Genomic DNA, 12444 nt, shown 5'->3' on the forward strand with positions numbered 1-12444 from the left:
CTCACACTCGCGAGACCATCCGTAACCGCCTCGTGGACATCGACTCGATCACGACGACCCGTGGCGGCGTCACCAACATGTATCGCGAAGCACATATGCGCTGCCTGGCCGAGGACTGGATGACGGAGGGCAACGCGCCCCGGAACTCGGATCGAGACGTGGACAGCCAGGATGCGCTGAGTCAGATCATGCAGACTCGTCGGGTCCGTATGAGCAGAGGCATCGCCATGAAGCTCCGACTTGCCCTTGAACAGGTCGGCATCCACTGCGACCCGTGGCTGGAGCGGCTCGACTCTGCCTCTGCCAGCGTCCGGATCTATCGGAAGTGGCAGACTCCCGGGTCGCGTAATCGCCAGTGAAGCGAACTTGGGGCAGTAGCACGGCGTACTCTCTTGCTCCCATTGGGATGCTGGTACATAGGATGGGCAGCGCAGGGTGACCCTCCACCCGCCGCAAAGGACGGTCGCGGCTCTTCTTTGAGGGACCGCCAGTTGGCTCCTGGCGCCGTTCAACTGCACGGAGGCGCGGGGGAGAAGGCGTCCCGACGTGGCACAGCCCCTGTCCGCAGACCAGTTCCTCGCCGTCCTGAAGAAGTCCGGCGTCCGCGTCGTCGAGCACGGCAGCTGGCGCACCCACAACCGCAACCACAAGGGCGCCTGGGGTCCGGTCCACGGCGTCATGATCCACCACACCGGTCCGTACTCGTCCGAGGCCGGCATGGTGGAGCTCTGCCGCACCGGCTACACCTCACTCCCGGGTCCGCTCTGCCACGGGGTCATCGACCGCTCCGGCACAGTGCACCTCGTCGGGTACGGCCGCGCCAACCACGCGGGGGCCGGTGACGGCGATGTCCTGAAGGCAGTCATCGCGGAGCAGCCCCTGCCGACGGACAACGAGGCGAACACCGACGGCAACCCCCACTTCTACGGCTTCGAGTGCATCAACACGGGTGGCGGTCAGGCATGGCCGCAGGCCCAGCTCGACGCCATGCACAAGGTCAGTGCCGCCCTGTGCCGTGCCCACAGCTGGACCGCACGCTCGGTCATCGCCCACAAGGAGTGGCAGCCCAGGAAACCGGACCCCGCCGGTATCGCGATGGACGACTTCCGCGCGGCCGTCACGAAGCTCCTCGGCGGCAAGCCGACTGCCCCGAAGCCCGACGCCGACAAGCCGGAGTACGCGCCGTTCCCCGGCGCCGACTACTTCCGCACAGGCCGACGCTCGGCCCTGATCACCGCGATGGGCAAGCGCCTCGTCGCCGAGGGCTGCGGCCAGTACGCCAAGGGCCCCGGCCCGCGCTGGACCGAGGCCGACCGCCGCTCGTATGCGGCCTGGCAGCGCAAGCTCGGCTACGTCGGCGACGACGCCGACGGCATCCCGGGCCCGACTAGCTGGGCCAAGCTCCGCGTCCCCAAGCCCTGATGCACTTCCCGAGAGGACCCCTCCCCCATGGCCACCAACACTGCTCCCAGACTCTTCGCCGACATCGCCGAGCGCGCCGTGCTGACGTACGTCGAGGCGTTCCTCGGCCTGCTCCTCGCATCCGGCACGATCAACCTCATCACCCTGTCCGCGCTTGAGTCGGCGGCCATCGCCGCGATCCCCGCGGGCCTCGCCGTCGTGAAGGGTGCCGTCGGTTCCCTCCTCGGCCGCGCCGGTACGGCCTCATGGCTGCCGGCCAGGAGCGACCCGGCCTCCACCACCATCAACTGAACACAGGAGCAGCGCCCATGCCCGACGGAGAGATCGCCCTGGAGCTCGCCGAACTCCGACGTGCCCTCGAAGTCGGGCTGGCGCGCATCGACGGCCAACTCGCCCTCCTCGTCCAGCGGTCCGACCAGATCGACAAGGACGTCGAGGAGCTCGACGCCCGCGTCACCGCTCTTGAGCGAGCCCGCTGGCCTCTCCCCACCATCAGCATGCTCACAGGACTCGCCGCTCTCGGCGTCGCCATCTGGTCGGCGATGGGCCGCTGACAGAACCGGATCACAGAGCAGCTCGGAGAAGAAGGAGAACCGATTGACCACGCCCGACCTTATCTGGGCCAACCTGCTCGTGATCGGCCTCGCATACGAGTTGTTCACCCTGGTGGACGGCGAGGACGGCAACACCCTCTCCGAGCGCGTCCGCGCATGGTTTCGCGTGCACACCCGCCCAGGCCGTGCGGTCTTCGCCCTGGACCGGGTTCGCCGCGTGGTTCCTCATCCACATCCTGACCTGAGCCCGTTCGGGGCCGGACCGGACTACGTCAGTAGCTGGCTGTGCTGGGGGTCGTAGCAGACAAGCCCCATGGACGCGGCGACGTTCGCCGCGTACTCCCTGGCCTCGTCAGCCATGCTGTAGCGCATCGGAAAGTAGATGAACGGCCCACTGGCCTCGTTGATGAGCGGTTCGGTCGACCAAGGCGAGATGTCGTCCTCGTCCTCCGTCAGGTCGGGCCATTGGTCGAGGAGCGCCGAGACGTAAGCCGATATAGCCGGAGTCGGCGGGACCTCCTCGTCAGCTGCCACGTACTGGTCGTACAGGGCGTCGAACAGCTTGCCAGCGGCTTCGTCGTCCGCGGGAGGCGCGCCCTCCCACACAGCGAGGTCGTAACTCATGCCGGCACTCTGCCATCCGGGGCTGACAGTCAACCGCTGCGTTGGGGAACGCGGCAGCGCCCCGGGCAGAGTGCGAGTCAGATCCCGGGGCGCCGTTCCACAAAGGAAAGAGGAGGACAGCCTAGAGTGCTGTGCCACGTCCGACAAGAACGGCTTCCACGGGCCACAGACGGCGCTGTCGGCGGTCCCGGATACCGTCCGGGCATGGCTGAGGCGTACACCACCTTGTGGACCAATGACCTGTGCACAGCGCTCATCCGCGGCGGCTTCGAGGGAGAGAGGTTGAGCGTGCTCTTCGGCGGGCCACATCAGTCGTTGCCGAGCTTCGGGCGCGCTGGGGTGAAGCCCGGCGATCGCGTCTATCCGATACGGGTCTTCCGCAAACGGATGTGGGTGCTCGGGTCCATGGAGGTGGCCCGCCTGCTGGACTACGACACGGTCGGCGACCACTTGGCCATGGAGGACTACCTCCGGCTGGCCCACTGGAAGCCGCTGAAGACGAGTTGCGTCACCGAGGTCGTGGTCGGCCCACCTGGATCTCCGCTCACCTTCGACACGCCTGTCCCCGGCAACGTGCTCACCCAGCTCACCTACCGGTCACGACGTGGCGAGAGGCACATCAAGCACGTCGTGGACGGGGAACTGCTGCGCGCGGTGAGCGTGCACGGGATCTACCGACTCGCGCCGGAGTCCGCCAGCGCCCTGGACGCCCTCGTCAGTAACCAGCCTGTTCACTCATAGCCTTTGCCCCCGATCAGGCATGTCATTCCAGCAACTATGCTTGATGCATCAAGTTCGTTATATCTGCTCGGGTACGGAGGCGTCGTGGCGAAGAAGCGGTTCCCTTACCTCCTGGGGCACGCGGAGATCGCGTTCCTCTACGGAGTGGAGCGGCAGACCTCGCAGCTCTGGAAGACGCGGGGCGTACTCGGAGAGCCGGACGCCGTCATCTCCGGCAATCCATACTGGCTGCTGCCCACGGTCCTCGGACTGTCCGAGGACGGCAGCCGCGAGTTCGACGCTCAGCGACTGAAGGAGTACAAGGCTCAGATCGCCGACGGGTACGAGGTCGACGACCCTGCCGACCTCCCTCACATCATCGGCCTCAAGGAGATCCCCTGGATCTTCGGCAAGAAGTACATGGACGTCTACCAGTGGCGGGTACGCAAGAGCTTCGCACCCGAGGACGCCCTGATCTCCGGATCACCGCTGTGGCTGCTGGACACCGTCCTCGCGGACGCCAAGGAGCGCGGACGCGCCACCGTCCAGGAAGGCATCGACCGGATTCGGGCAGGTGAGCGCGAGCAGATCAAGCCCCGAGGGCGGAAGCCCTCGGCGGAGCCAAAGCCGACGCCCCCACCACTGCCGGAGGCGCGGACGTTCACGCCGGGGGAACACACCGCCGAGGATGTGGCGGCGTTCGCGGCCGTACTGCTGGAGGCCGGCTTCTCCCTGACGGTACGGCCCAGGCGCTAGGCGTCAACCCGAGGCCATGGCCAGGCCCATCAGCACCGCGAGCACCAGCGGGAGTACGGCCAGGGCGAGGGCCGTACCGGCGGCCAGCAGGCGCAGGACCCGCATGGATCGTCGGTGGGGCAGGGCCCAGGCGATGGCGAGCAGGGCCGTCGCCGTGACGAGCATGACCTCGATGCCGCTGGTGTAGCCGTCGGTCCAGAAGAGGGTGAACTCCCTGACCAGAAGCGGGAGGCCCGGCAGGGTCGCGATGAGGGGTGTCCTCCACCACGTCGGGTGGGAGGTCTGCGGAAGGCGGCTGGCGTCCGTGGTCATGGCTCCCACCCCATCACCGCCGCGTGTCGCGGACATCCGAGGGTGTACTCAACCCCATCCGTGTGCGGCTACTCATCATCGGTAGCCACGCCGTCACCAGGCCAAACTTGCCGCCCTACCCGCGCAGTCCGTGGCTCTTGCCTCTAGGGTTGACCTCGACATGTGTTCAGACGGTGCACCGTCATAGCTTGGGGGTGAGGTGCGTGTACCGACAGCAGGAGCTGCCGTTCGGCATAGCTCTACCCGAGTCGGACCCAGAGGTTCGGCCGCGCGGGGGGCCCACGCTCGACGAACGGTTCGATGACTTCCACGCCTCAAACCCGTGGGTTCTCGAGGCGCTGGAGGAGCTGACAACCCAATGGATCAAGGCTGGCGGCGGACGCATCGGCGTCAAGGCCCTGTTCGAGCAGCTTCGCTGGTCATCGCCGCACATCGCGGACGGCGAGCCGTTCCGCCTGAACAACAACTTCACGTCGCGCTACGCGCGCCTTCTGTGCGCGCGACACCCGGAGTGGGCGGGCGTGTTCCAGCTGCGCAGTCTGCGCACGAGCGACGACGTCTGATATCTCAAACTTGACGGTCGCGATCAAGTGAAATAGATTTTGATTACCTCAATTGATCACAACATGTGTTGTGACAGTTGAACGTCATTGAAGGGTACGAGGTGCTTGGAGGGGACGTGGCCGATGCTCCGGTCACCTGGCTCGCGATCCGCGAAGACCAGAAGGCGTTCGAGGACCAGCAGTTGCGCGCGCTGCGCGCGGCTTTCCCGGACCTGGCGGAAGCCAGTCCGGCGCAGCTGGGGATCTTCTTCCACTACTGCAAGGCGTCCGGGCTCGACCCGTTCGGCCGGCAGATCTACATGATCAAGCGCAAGTCGCGTGGCGAGATCCGCTGGACCATCCAGACCGGGATCGACGGCTACCGGCTGATCGCGCGCCGGGCGGCCGACCGAGCCGGGCAGTCCATCGCGTACGAGGACTTTGTCTGGTACGACGCCGATGGCGGCGAGCACACGGTGTGGCTGCGCGACGAACCGCCGACCGCGTGCAAGGTCGTCGTCTGGCGCGGGGATGCTCGCTTCCCCGCGGTCGCCCACTGGCGGGAGTACGCGCCGAAGGTGTGGGACTACGAGGCACAGGAGTACAAGCTCGGCGGCCTGTGGCCCCAGATGCCCGCCAGCCAACTCAGCAAGGTCGCCGAGGCACTTGCCCTACGTCGGGCCTGCCCAGCGGACCTGTCTGGACTGCACGTCGACGAGGAGATGCACGCGGCCGACGCGGCTGAGTCCCGCGAGCGCGTCCAGGCCGCCACCGTGCGACTCAAGACCGCGAGAGCGGAACAGCCGGACGCGTCTCAGTGGGACGGCAAGGAGTCCTCCTCCGGGGACGTCGTCGAGGGCGAGGTCCTCGACACCCACAGCGGCGAAGAGGAGTCGGACACCGGGGCGGCAAAGGAGAACGACACGCCCTCACCGATCGACCCGCGCGCCGAACTGGAGAAGACACGCAGGGAAGTTCAGGAGCTTGCCAGTCGGCTCGGCGTGGGCTTCGACGCCGTCAACGAGCGGTGCTTCGACGACTTCGGTGTCTCCTACCAGGACGCCACCGCCGAGCAGTTGCGTGCTCTCCTCGACGCGCTGCAGCCGGACGGTGGGACCAGTGAGGACGCGCCCCTCCAGGCCGATCCGGGGGCCGAAACCCCGGCCACGCGCCGACGCGCCCCGGCCAAGAAGGCGGCATCGCGGAAGGCCACCGCGAAGAAGACCTCGGCGCGGAAGACCACTGCCGAGAAGCCGGCCGCCCGGAAGTCTTCCCGGAGCAAGTCCGCCACCAGCCCAGCGCAGTAGCCCTCCTGCCCGCATGGCAACCGGGCAGCCCTCCCAACAGAGTGCGAGATCATCATGACCACCGACAGCATCGCCGAGAACCTCGGCGTCCCCGTCCCCGACCTCTGGAGAGGCGCGCACCGCGACGACCGCGCCCGGCCCCGCTCGCGGCAGCGCCTCCTCGGCCCCTCGTCGATCGGCCTGTGCAGACGCCGTGCCGCGTACGAGCTACACGGCACCTGGCCGACCGACCTCACCGACAACATGCACGCCGCGATCCTCGGCACCTGGCTGCACGAGGGCATCCTGCGCGTCCTCCGCGAGCAGTACGGCGCCTGGACCGAGCTGGAACTCACCGACGGGGTGATCCTGGGCCACGCCGACGCCTACTGGGCTCCGGACTCCCTGCACCGCCAGGTCGTCGGACACGAAGCCGTGGAAGGCTCACCCCTCAGCGACGTGGGCGTCGTGGAGGACGTCAAGACCAAGAGCACCCGGGCCCTCGACGTCGTCGTACGCCAGGGCCCCAGCCAGGCGGAGTGGTTCCAGGTCCACCTGTACGCGCACCTGCTGCGCACCGGCGGTCTCAAGGACCACCCCGGTTTGCCGACCGGTGAACCGCTGCCGGTCGACGTCGTACGGCTGCGCTATGTCGGGCGTGAGTACGGGCAGGTCGTCGTCCACCAGCGCGCGTACGACGAGGACGTCACGAAACAGGCCCTGGCGTGGGCCGAGGACGTGCTGGCCAGCCCCGAGCCGGAGGCCATGCCGCGCGACCTCGACGGCCCCGGCCTGTCGATCATCTGTGACAACTGCCCGTTTAAGACGGCCTGCTGGAACCTCGACCAGCTCGCCGACGACCGGGCCCCGCAGACCATCCTCGCCAAGGACTCTGCTGCCATCACCGAGGCCCTGCGCGCCTACGCCGACGCCGCCGAGGTGGAGAGCGCGGCGAAGAAGCGTAAGGCCAAGGCCCGGAAGATGCTGGACGCCGCCGACGCCGGCACGTACGGCGCTTTCAAACTGTCGTGGTCCGGCGGCAACCCGCGACCGCCCGAGCCCGACCCCGAGGCGATGACCCGGATCCTCGACGGCCTCGGTATCGACATCCCCATGCGTTCCGGCGGCCGGACCTCGCGCACCATCAGCGTCTCCCGCATCCCCGAGACGAGCTGACCCACCACCCGCCCCGGGGCCGCCGTACCACGGAACCGACCGCGGGTGGCCCCGGTCCGCACCTGCTCACCGGACAACCCTTGGAGGGGGAAATCATGTCCACATCCATGCCCCGCGAGCACCTCGCGGACATCCTGGCCAGGGCGTACGGCGACCGCCCGCTGCCCGAACTCTCCCCTACCGCCGCCGCGCCTCACTACCGAGCGGCTGACGCCTGCCTGGCAGCCCTGCCGCTCTACGGGGATGCGTCCGGCGTGGCGCCGCTCGGCGCCCAGTCGCGCATCGAGCGCACGCTGCACGAGATGGCTGCCTTCGAAACCGACGATGTCGACGTCATCGGCCTGCTGCTCCACCTCGCGGCCATCCTGGACGGCCCGATGCCGCCCGACGACCCCACGGAGCCGCCCCACCCGCTGACCGCGGACCTCGTCCGCCATCGGCTGGCCGACGCGCTCACCACGAACTGGCCGCGCATGGCGTACGCCGACCACGCCGGAGACATCACCGACTCCCTCATGAACGTCGTGATGCCGGTCATCTCCCAGTTGAGGGACGAGGCATCGGGCTGGCGCGCCAAGGCGGCCCAGGCCCTGGCACAGCGTGACAGAGCACGCGCGGTCGCGGTCACGCTGGAGCAGATCACTGCCGAGGCCAGCCGGCTTCTGCGCACTGACCTGCCGGGGCAGGCTCTCGCCGTCATGGAGAGCGACGGCCGGCCGGTCGGTCCATGTGGGGTCCCATCCTTCGTCGACCACACGCCGTGTGCCCGGCCCACGGGCCACGGCGGCGCGCACAGCGACGCCCTGGACTGCGGCCGCGACCTGGACGAGGTGTGAGCCGGTCGTGCCCACCACCTACTCGCCCCGGCCACACAACGTCGCCTCCGCGTTCGTCATCAGCGGCACCGACCCCACCCGCGAGCCCGGACGTCGCGTGTACGTCAGCACGACGACCACGGGCGTAGCCGGCGTCGACTTCCTGGCCGTCGAACGGGTCGTCAACGGAGATCTCCCGCTCCCCAGCCTCAACGAGGCCGAGCAGGAGCTCGCCGCACGGCTCATGACCCGGGCCGAACTGGCGGCGGACGAGATCGCCGAACGCCTCAACGTCGAGCCCCGCACCATCACGCGCTGGCGGGCGGCCTGGAAGAAGGAAGGGGACCGCAGTTGAGCATCGAGGCCATGGCCTGGGCCTTCCGGCAGAACATCCCCAAGCCGGGCGCGAAGCTGGTGCTGCTCGCGCTGTGCGACTTCGCCGACGAGTCTTGGTCCTGCTTCCCCGGACAGGCCACGCTGGCGGAGAAGACGAGCCAGGGTGAGCGCACCGTACGCCGGCACCTGGAGTGGCTGGAGCAGGAGGGCTTCATCGTCTCCCAAGCCCGGTTCTCGGACGGGCGCCGCACCAGCAACCGCTACACGATCCACGCCCCGCGTCCGCAGACGCCACCGCCGTCAGCCTCAACGACGGACGGTTCCGACGTCCCCGAACCGGAGGCGAAGAGGGCAGGAAAGAAGAGCGGCGGAAGGCGGACGAAACAGGCGGCCAAAATGGCCACCGGCCAGTCTGACCAGCGGCCAAATTCGGAGGGGGAACCGGCCAAACTGGCCGGGGAACCGTCAGGGAACCACCAGAAGAACCCCATACCCCCGGCGGATGGTTACGGTCGTCGCGGGTCCGGCGGCTGTGTGGCGCACCCGGATTCCCCTGCTGCCAACTGCCGTGGCTGCGGCACCAGTCCGCGTGCCCGGCGTGCCGCCGCTGCGGCTCAGGAGAACCGCGAGAAGGATCAGCGCGCCCGCAGCCGGGACCGCCGGTGGTTCGAGGAGGACCGGGCGCGACGCGTCCGCGCCGCGGAACTCCAGGCCCAGGGCGCCTTGGACGGGCCGCGCCGGGCCGTACGTGAGGCCATCAAGCGCGATCGCTCCGGGAAGGCGAACCCTCGAAGATAAAGGACACTTGACACACGGTGATCAAGATTGATAAAATGTTATCAACGTCACCAATCAGAACCCACGCCACCAGGAGGCCCAACCAGTGTTCCGACACCTCACCCCCGACGAGCGTCGAGCGCTCACCAGCAGGCTCGCCACCCAGGGCGTCATGCCGCAGCAGTTCACGCAGACACAGGAGCTGGCACGCAATATCGGCGAAGCTCTGGCCCGCGCCTACGGCGAGGCGATCGACCGCCCGGTGACCCCGGTGCAGTTCATCACCGAGGTGCTCGGAGTCGAGGGTGCCGGACGGCTGCTCGTCTGCGCCTACGCGAGACCACTGGCCGCAAGGACCTGTACCCGGACATCTGATCTCGCGCGGCGCTTACGCACGCCCGTGACATGTGTGGTGACAGACATCTGACACCCGGCTCCACGCTGGGTGTACCAACCAGAGTGCGAGGAAACCAATGAGCGGCCTCCCGCTGTCCGACATCGCCGCGATAGTGCTCGCGGCGCGCGTCCAGGGCCCGCCCGCCCTCCGTACCGACCCGGACGGCAGGTCCGTGCGCGTCCTGACACTGCGTGGATCCAGGCCCGCCGAGCTGTACGACTTCACGCTCGACGACGGTCACCGCCGATGGCGCCTGGAGTCCGTCAGCCACGAGAGCGGCATCGACATGCACGGCCGCACGCTCGGCAAGCGCCTGTCGGCCCGGCTGAACGTCCTGCACGGCACCGCGGCCGAGCACTTCGACCAGCGGCCCCCGGCCAACCCGTAGCGCCCCACCGACCACGGGCCCCTGGACCACCGGGGCCCGGCATCCACGAAGGAGAGAGAGAAGTGGACCAGCCCACCCGTGAGCAGTTACTGCACGCCGAAGCCGCCAAGTACGGCATCGCGCCGGACGTGATCGACCGCGCGGTCAGCATCATCGCCGCTGTCCAGCGCCGCGACCGCGCCGACTTCCGGAGGAACTTCGGCGGGGAGCTGACGCCGGACCGGTGGCTCGCCGCCTACGGCGTCTCCGGCTTCAAGGAACTGTGCGCCCACGCGGCCCGGCAAGCCGGACTCGGCGACAACGGCGACCTGATCATGCGCATCGTCTCCGCCGTCGCCCCGATGCCCGAGCGGCACGACGACGACCGCCCCGTCCAGTTCTGGGCCCGCCCCCTCACCGACCCCGAGGAGGCGACGTTTCCCGCCTACCGCGTCACCTACGAGGACCCGCGAGCCGACAGCAGCCCGGGCGTCGACTGGTCCGGCGGCCTGCTGCGCCGCACCCTGCGCGAGGCCATCCAGCGCGGCCGGGGCGCCGCGAGCCTCGAGGAGGCCACCGGGGTCGTCATCTTCACCGACGGGGGTTTGCCCGGCGCGTACGTCGCGCGCCCCGCGCCGGGACACGTCCAGCCCACGTGTGCTCGCTGCGGTCAGTGGGAGAGGGAGCACACGCCGCGCGAACGCTTCGGCTCCTGCGCACAGTTCGTCGCCTCGACGGCCCAGCTCAGCGCGGTCGGCAACCCGTAGCCCCAATCCCCCGCCCGGGCCGCGCTGGTGCGAGCGGCTGCGGCCCCGGGCGGGCCTTCCCATCCCCTTCGCACGCAAAGGAGTCCAGCGATGTCCCGAACACCATGGCGCGCGGGCGGCGCGCAACTACAAGGCCGCCGCGAAGTACAGGCGGACGCCTTCTCCGTCGGCGGCGACCGGGCCACCGGCCGTATCGCCGTGGCCGTCACCGACGGGATCGGTGACACCACCGCGGCGGCCGACGCCGCCGAGCTGACCGCCGAGGCGGCCGCCAACACGGCACTCGCCTCCGCGCCTGAGTTCGGCTGCATCGGCGCCCGCAGCAAGCTCGCCGCCAGCGGCATCGCCGCGGACGCCTCCATCGTCACCGCGCTGTTCGACCCCGCCCACAGTCGCATCCAGATCACCTGGGCCGGGCTGTGCCGCGCCTACGCCCTCACCACCAACGGGGAGCTCCAGCGCGCCACGTACGACCACTCGCTCGGCGAGCGCATCCGCCGTCACGCCGCACGGAGCGGCACGTTGCCGATGTACGACCGCAAGGTCACGCGCACCGTCGCACGCCACGAGTTCGTGACCACGTCCCTGCCCGCGCACCGCACCGCCGCCGTCCTGCTGTGCACCGACGGCGTCAGCCGGAGCGTCACCGAACAGACCATCGTCGACGCCCTCCTGTGCGACGACCCGAACGACGGCGCCGAGCTCCTCGTCGGCGCGGCCGGCGCCGACGGCCCGGACAACGCGACCGCCATCGTCCTGCGCCGTCGTGCGCGCTGATCAATCCAACGCATCTGAAGGAGTCAACCGCCATGAGTGACGAGCAACTTCGACCCACTCAGCTCCCGCTCAACGATCTCGCGACCGCCTACGTCCAGGCGGGTCAGACGCTCTTCCTAGCAATCCACGACGACATCGCCGCTCGCGTGCGCCTGGCCCACCCCGAGGCCGAATACCTCGAGATCGGCATCGACGCCGACGGCGACGTTGAGCTGCACGGCATCTGGAGCGCCCAGGAGTCCGCGATCGGCACCTGCCGCCTCCTGTACGACCCCCACGACGACCCGGAACAGGAGTGGCGGGACGGACCGCTGGACCTCGACGAGCTCGTTGACGACCTCGGCCGCGTGCTGACCGACTCGTTTCTCCACCACTGGGGCGTCGTCGAGCCGCACCCCGTCTACGAGCACCGCGACCGCCGCTGGCTCACCCTCCCGCCGGCCGACCGCGCCGCCACCGTCGCCGCCATCGTCCGCCATCACGTCCCCGACGCCGAATCGCTGATCTGCCGCTTCGAGGCACACGACGGACGCATCACTGTCGGCTTCGAGCGGGTCGGGGTGGTCGGTGGCGAGACGGTCAGCATCCCGTGCCCGCGATGCTCCCCGGAGACGGCGGACAGCCCGTGGCCGCACGACGTGTCCCACGAACTGGCCCGCGTCCTCGGCCAGCTCTATGCCCTGCAGCACCTGCGCAGTCGCCATCTGACCTCGTGCGTGGACCTCGCCTCCGAGCACGAGGGGCAGCTGTGGCAGCTCGTCTTCCCGTATCGCGGGGCGGCCTCCGACAGGACCCCCCGCCCCTGACTCAGGTCCC

General features: G+C 69.1%; 20 protein-coding genes. 18 read left to right on the forward strand and 2 right to left on the reverse strand.

What is annotated here, in order from left to right:
• Window positions 1–32: 32 nt before the first annotated feature.
• The 5 genes from ACIBBH_RS33945 to ACIBBH_RS33965 all read left to right on the forward strand — a co-directional run bounded on the left by ACIBBH_RS33945 (window position 33) and on the right by ACIBBH_RS33965 (window position 2277).
• Window positions 33–359, forward strand: a complete 327-nt coding sequence (locus ACIBBH_RS33945; protein WP_399411341.1) for a hypothetical protein — start codon at window positions 33–35, stop codon at window positions 357–359.
• A gap of 187 nt (window positions 360–546) precedes the next feature.
• Entirely contained in the window at window positions 547–1422 is an 876-nt protein-coding gene (locus tag ACIBBH_RS33950; protein ID WP_399411343.1) for a peptidoglycan-binding protein, read from the forward strand.
• Between the two features lie 27 nt (window positions 1423–1449).
• Window positions 1450–1713, forward strand: coding sequence for a hypothetical protein (locus tag ACIBBH_RS33955; protein WP_399411345.1), 264 nt, complete (start codon window positions 1450–1452; stop codon window positions 1711–1713).
• Between the two features lie 17 nt (window positions 1714–1730).
• Window positions 1731–1976 (forward strand): hypothetical protein, encoded by a 246-nt coding sequence (locus tag ACIBBH_RS33960; protein WP_399411347.1) that lies wholly within the window; start codon window positions 1731–1733, stop codon window positions 1974–1976.
• Between the two features lie 43 nt (window positions 1977–2019).
• A complete protein-coding gene (locus tag ACIBBH_RS33965) occupies window positions 2020–2277 on the forward strand; it encodes a hypothetical protein (RefSeq protein ID WP_399411349.1) in 258 nt (85 codons plus the stop codon).
• On the opposite strand, the gene ACIBBH_RS33970 is transcribed toward ACIBBH_RS33965, so the two are convergent.
• Window positions 2244–2600: a hypothetical protein gene (locus ACIBBH_RS33970; RefSeq protein ID WP_399411351.1), complete on the reverse strand. Its 357-nt coding sequence runs from the start codon at window positions 2598–2600 to the stop codon at window positions 2244–2246. The genes ACIBBH_RS33965 and ACIBBH_RS33970 overlap by 34 nt on opposite strands.
• 204 nt (window positions 2601–2804) lie before the next feature.
• Here ACIBBH_RS33970 and ACIBBH_RS33975 point away from each other — a divergent pair, with 204 nt between their 5' ends.
• Both ACIBBH_RS33975 and ACIBBH_RS33980 read left to right on the forward strand, forming a co-directional pair.
• Entirely contained in the window at window positions 2805–3341 is a 537-nt protein-coding gene (locus tag ACIBBH_RS33975; RefSeq protein WP_399411353.1) for a hypothetical protein, read from the forward strand.
• Between the two features lie 84 nt (window positions 3342–3425).
• On the forward strand, window positions 3426–4076 hold the full coding sequence (locus tag ACIBBH_RS33980) for a hypothetical protein (RefSeq protein ID WP_399411355.1): 651 nt from the start codon (window positions 3426–3428) through the stop codon (window positions 4074–4076).
• Window positions 4077–4079: 3 nt separating this feature from the next.
• On the opposite strand, the gene ACIBBH_RS33985 is transcribed toward ACIBBH_RS33980, so the two are convergent.
• Entirely contained in the window at window positions 4080–4388 is a 309-nt protein-coding gene (locus tag ACIBBH_RS33985) for a hypothetical protein (RefSeq protein WP_399411357.1), read from the reverse strand.
• 203 nt (window positions 4389–4591) lie between these two features.
• Between ACIBBH_RS33985 and ACIBBH_RS33990 the strand changes: the two genes are divergently transcribed.
• From ACIBBH_RS33990 to ACIBBH_RS34040, 11 genes are all read left to right on the forward strand, one after another.
• Window positions 4592–4951, forward strand: coding sequence for a hypothetical protein (locus ACIBBH_RS33990; protein WP_399411359.1), 360 nt, complete (start codon window positions 4592–4594; stop codon window positions 4949–4951).
• A gap of 116 nt (window positions 4952–5067) precedes the next feature.
• A complete protein-coding gene (locus ACIBBH_RS33995; RefSeq protein ID WP_399411361.1) occupies window positions 5068–6237 on the forward strand; it encodes a recombinase RecT in 1170 nt (389 codons plus the stop codon).
• A 54-nt stretch (window positions 6238–6291) separates the two neighbouring features.
• The gene (locus ACIBBH_RS34000; protein WP_399411363.1) at window positions 6292–7392 is read left to right on the forward strand and encodes a PD-(D/E)XK nuclease family protein; all 1101 of its coding nucleotides are present in this window, start codon (window positions 6292–6294) and stop codon (window positions 7390–7392) included.
• 95 nt (window positions 7393–7487) lie between these two features.
• A complete protein-coding gene (locus ACIBBH_RS34005) occupies window positions 7488–8228 on the forward strand; it encodes a hypothetical protein (RefSeq protein ID WP_399411365.1) in 741 nt (246 codons plus the stop codon).
• Window positions 8229–8235: 7 nt separating this feature from the next.
• Window positions 8236–8562 (forward strand): helix-turn-helix domain-containing protein, encoded by a 327-nt coding sequence (locus ACIBBH_RS34010; RefSeq protein WP_399411367.1) that lies wholly within the window; start codon window positions 8236–8238, stop codon window positions 8560–8562.
• A complete protein-coding gene (locus ACIBBH_RS34015) occupies window positions 8559–9341 on the forward strand; it encodes a helix-turn-helix domain-containing protein (RefSeq protein ID WP_399411369.1) in 783 nt (260 codons plus the stop codon). Before ACIBBH_RS34010 ends, ACIBBH_RS34015 begins: the two co-directional genes overlap by 4 nt.
• 85 nt (window positions 9342–9426) lie before the next feature.
• Window positions 9427–9747 (forward strand): hypothetical protein, encoded by a 321-nt coding sequence (locus ACIBBH_RS34020; protein WP_399411371.1) that lies wholly within the window; start codon window positions 9427–9429, stop codon window positions 9745–9747.
• Between the two features lie 46 nt (window positions 9748–9793).
• Complete coding sequence (locus tag ACIBBH_RS34025; RefSeq protein ID WP_399411373.1) at window positions 9794–10105, forward strand: hypothetical protein; 312 nt, start codon at window positions 9794–9796, stop codon at window positions 10103–10105.
• Between the two features lie 62 nt (window positions 10106–10167).
• Window positions 10168–10851, forward strand: coding sequence for a hypothetical protein (locus tag ACIBBH_RS34030; RefSeq protein ID WP_399411375.1), 684 nt, complete (start codon window positions 10168–10170; stop codon window positions 10849–10851).
• Window positions 10852–10941: 90 nt separating this feature from the next.
• Window positions 10942–11628 (forward strand): PP2C family protein-serine/threonine phosphatase, encoded by a 687-nt coding sequence (locus ACIBBH_RS34035; protein ID WP_399411377.1) that lies wholly within the window; start codon window positions 10942–10944, stop codon window positions 11626–11628.
• A 32-nt stretch (window positions 11629–11660) separates the two neighbouring features.
• Entirely contained in the window at window positions 11661–12434 is a 774-nt protein-coding gene (locus tag ACIBBH_RS34040) for a hypothetical protein (RefSeq protein WP_399411379.1), read from the forward strand.
• Window positions 12435–12444 lie beyond the last annotated feature (10 nt).

The organism is Streptomyces sp. NPDC051636 (assembly GCF_044453765.1).
Classification (GTDB): domain Bacteria; phylum Actinomycetota; class Actinomycetes; order Streptomycetales; family Streptomycetaceae; genus Streptomyces.

Bases quoted from the DNA above. Each gene is read 5' to 3' on its own strand.
- ACIBBH_RS33955 (WP_399411345.1), top strand. From the start codon at position 1,450: ATGGCCACCAACACTGCTCCCAGACTCTTCGCCGACATCGCCGAGCGC.
- ACIBBH_RS33960 (WP_399411347.1), top strand. From the start codon at position 1,731: ATGCCCGACGGAGAGATCGCCCTGGAGCTCGCCGAACTCCGACGTGCC.
- ACIBBH_RS33970 (WP_399411351.1), bottom strand. From the start codon at position 2,600: ATGAGTTACGACCTCGCTGTGTGGGAGGGCGCGCCTCCCGCGGACGAC.
- ACIBBH_RS33975 (WP_399411353.1), top strand. From the start codon at position 2,805: ATGGCTGAGGCGTACACCACCTTGTGGACCAATGACCTGTGCACAGCG.
- ACIBBH_RS33985 (WP_399411357.1), bottom strand. From the start codon at position 4,388: ATGACCACGGACGCCAGCCGCCTTCCGCAGACCTCCCACCCGACGTGG.
- ACIBBH_RS34000 (WP_399411363.1), top strand. From the start codon at position 6,292: ATGACCACCGACAGCATCGCCGAGAACCTCGGCGTCCCCGTCCCCGAC.
- ACIBBH_RS34005 (WP_399411365.1), top strand. From the start codon at position 7,488: ATGTCCACATCCATGCCCCGCGAGCACCTCGCGGACATCCTGGCCAGG.
- ACIBBH_RS34025 (WP_399411373.1), top strand. From the start codon at position 9,794: ATGAGCGGCCTCCCGCTGTCCGACATCGCCGCGATAGTGCTCGCGGCG.
- ACIBBH_RS34035 (WP_399411377.1), top strand. From the start codon at position 10,942: ATGTCCCGAACACCATGGCGCGCGGGCGGCGCGCAACTACAAGGCCGC.
- ACIBBH_RS34040 (WP_399411379.1), top strand. From the start codon at position 11,661: ATGAGTGACGAGCAACTTCGACCCACTCAGCTCCCGCTCAACGATCTC.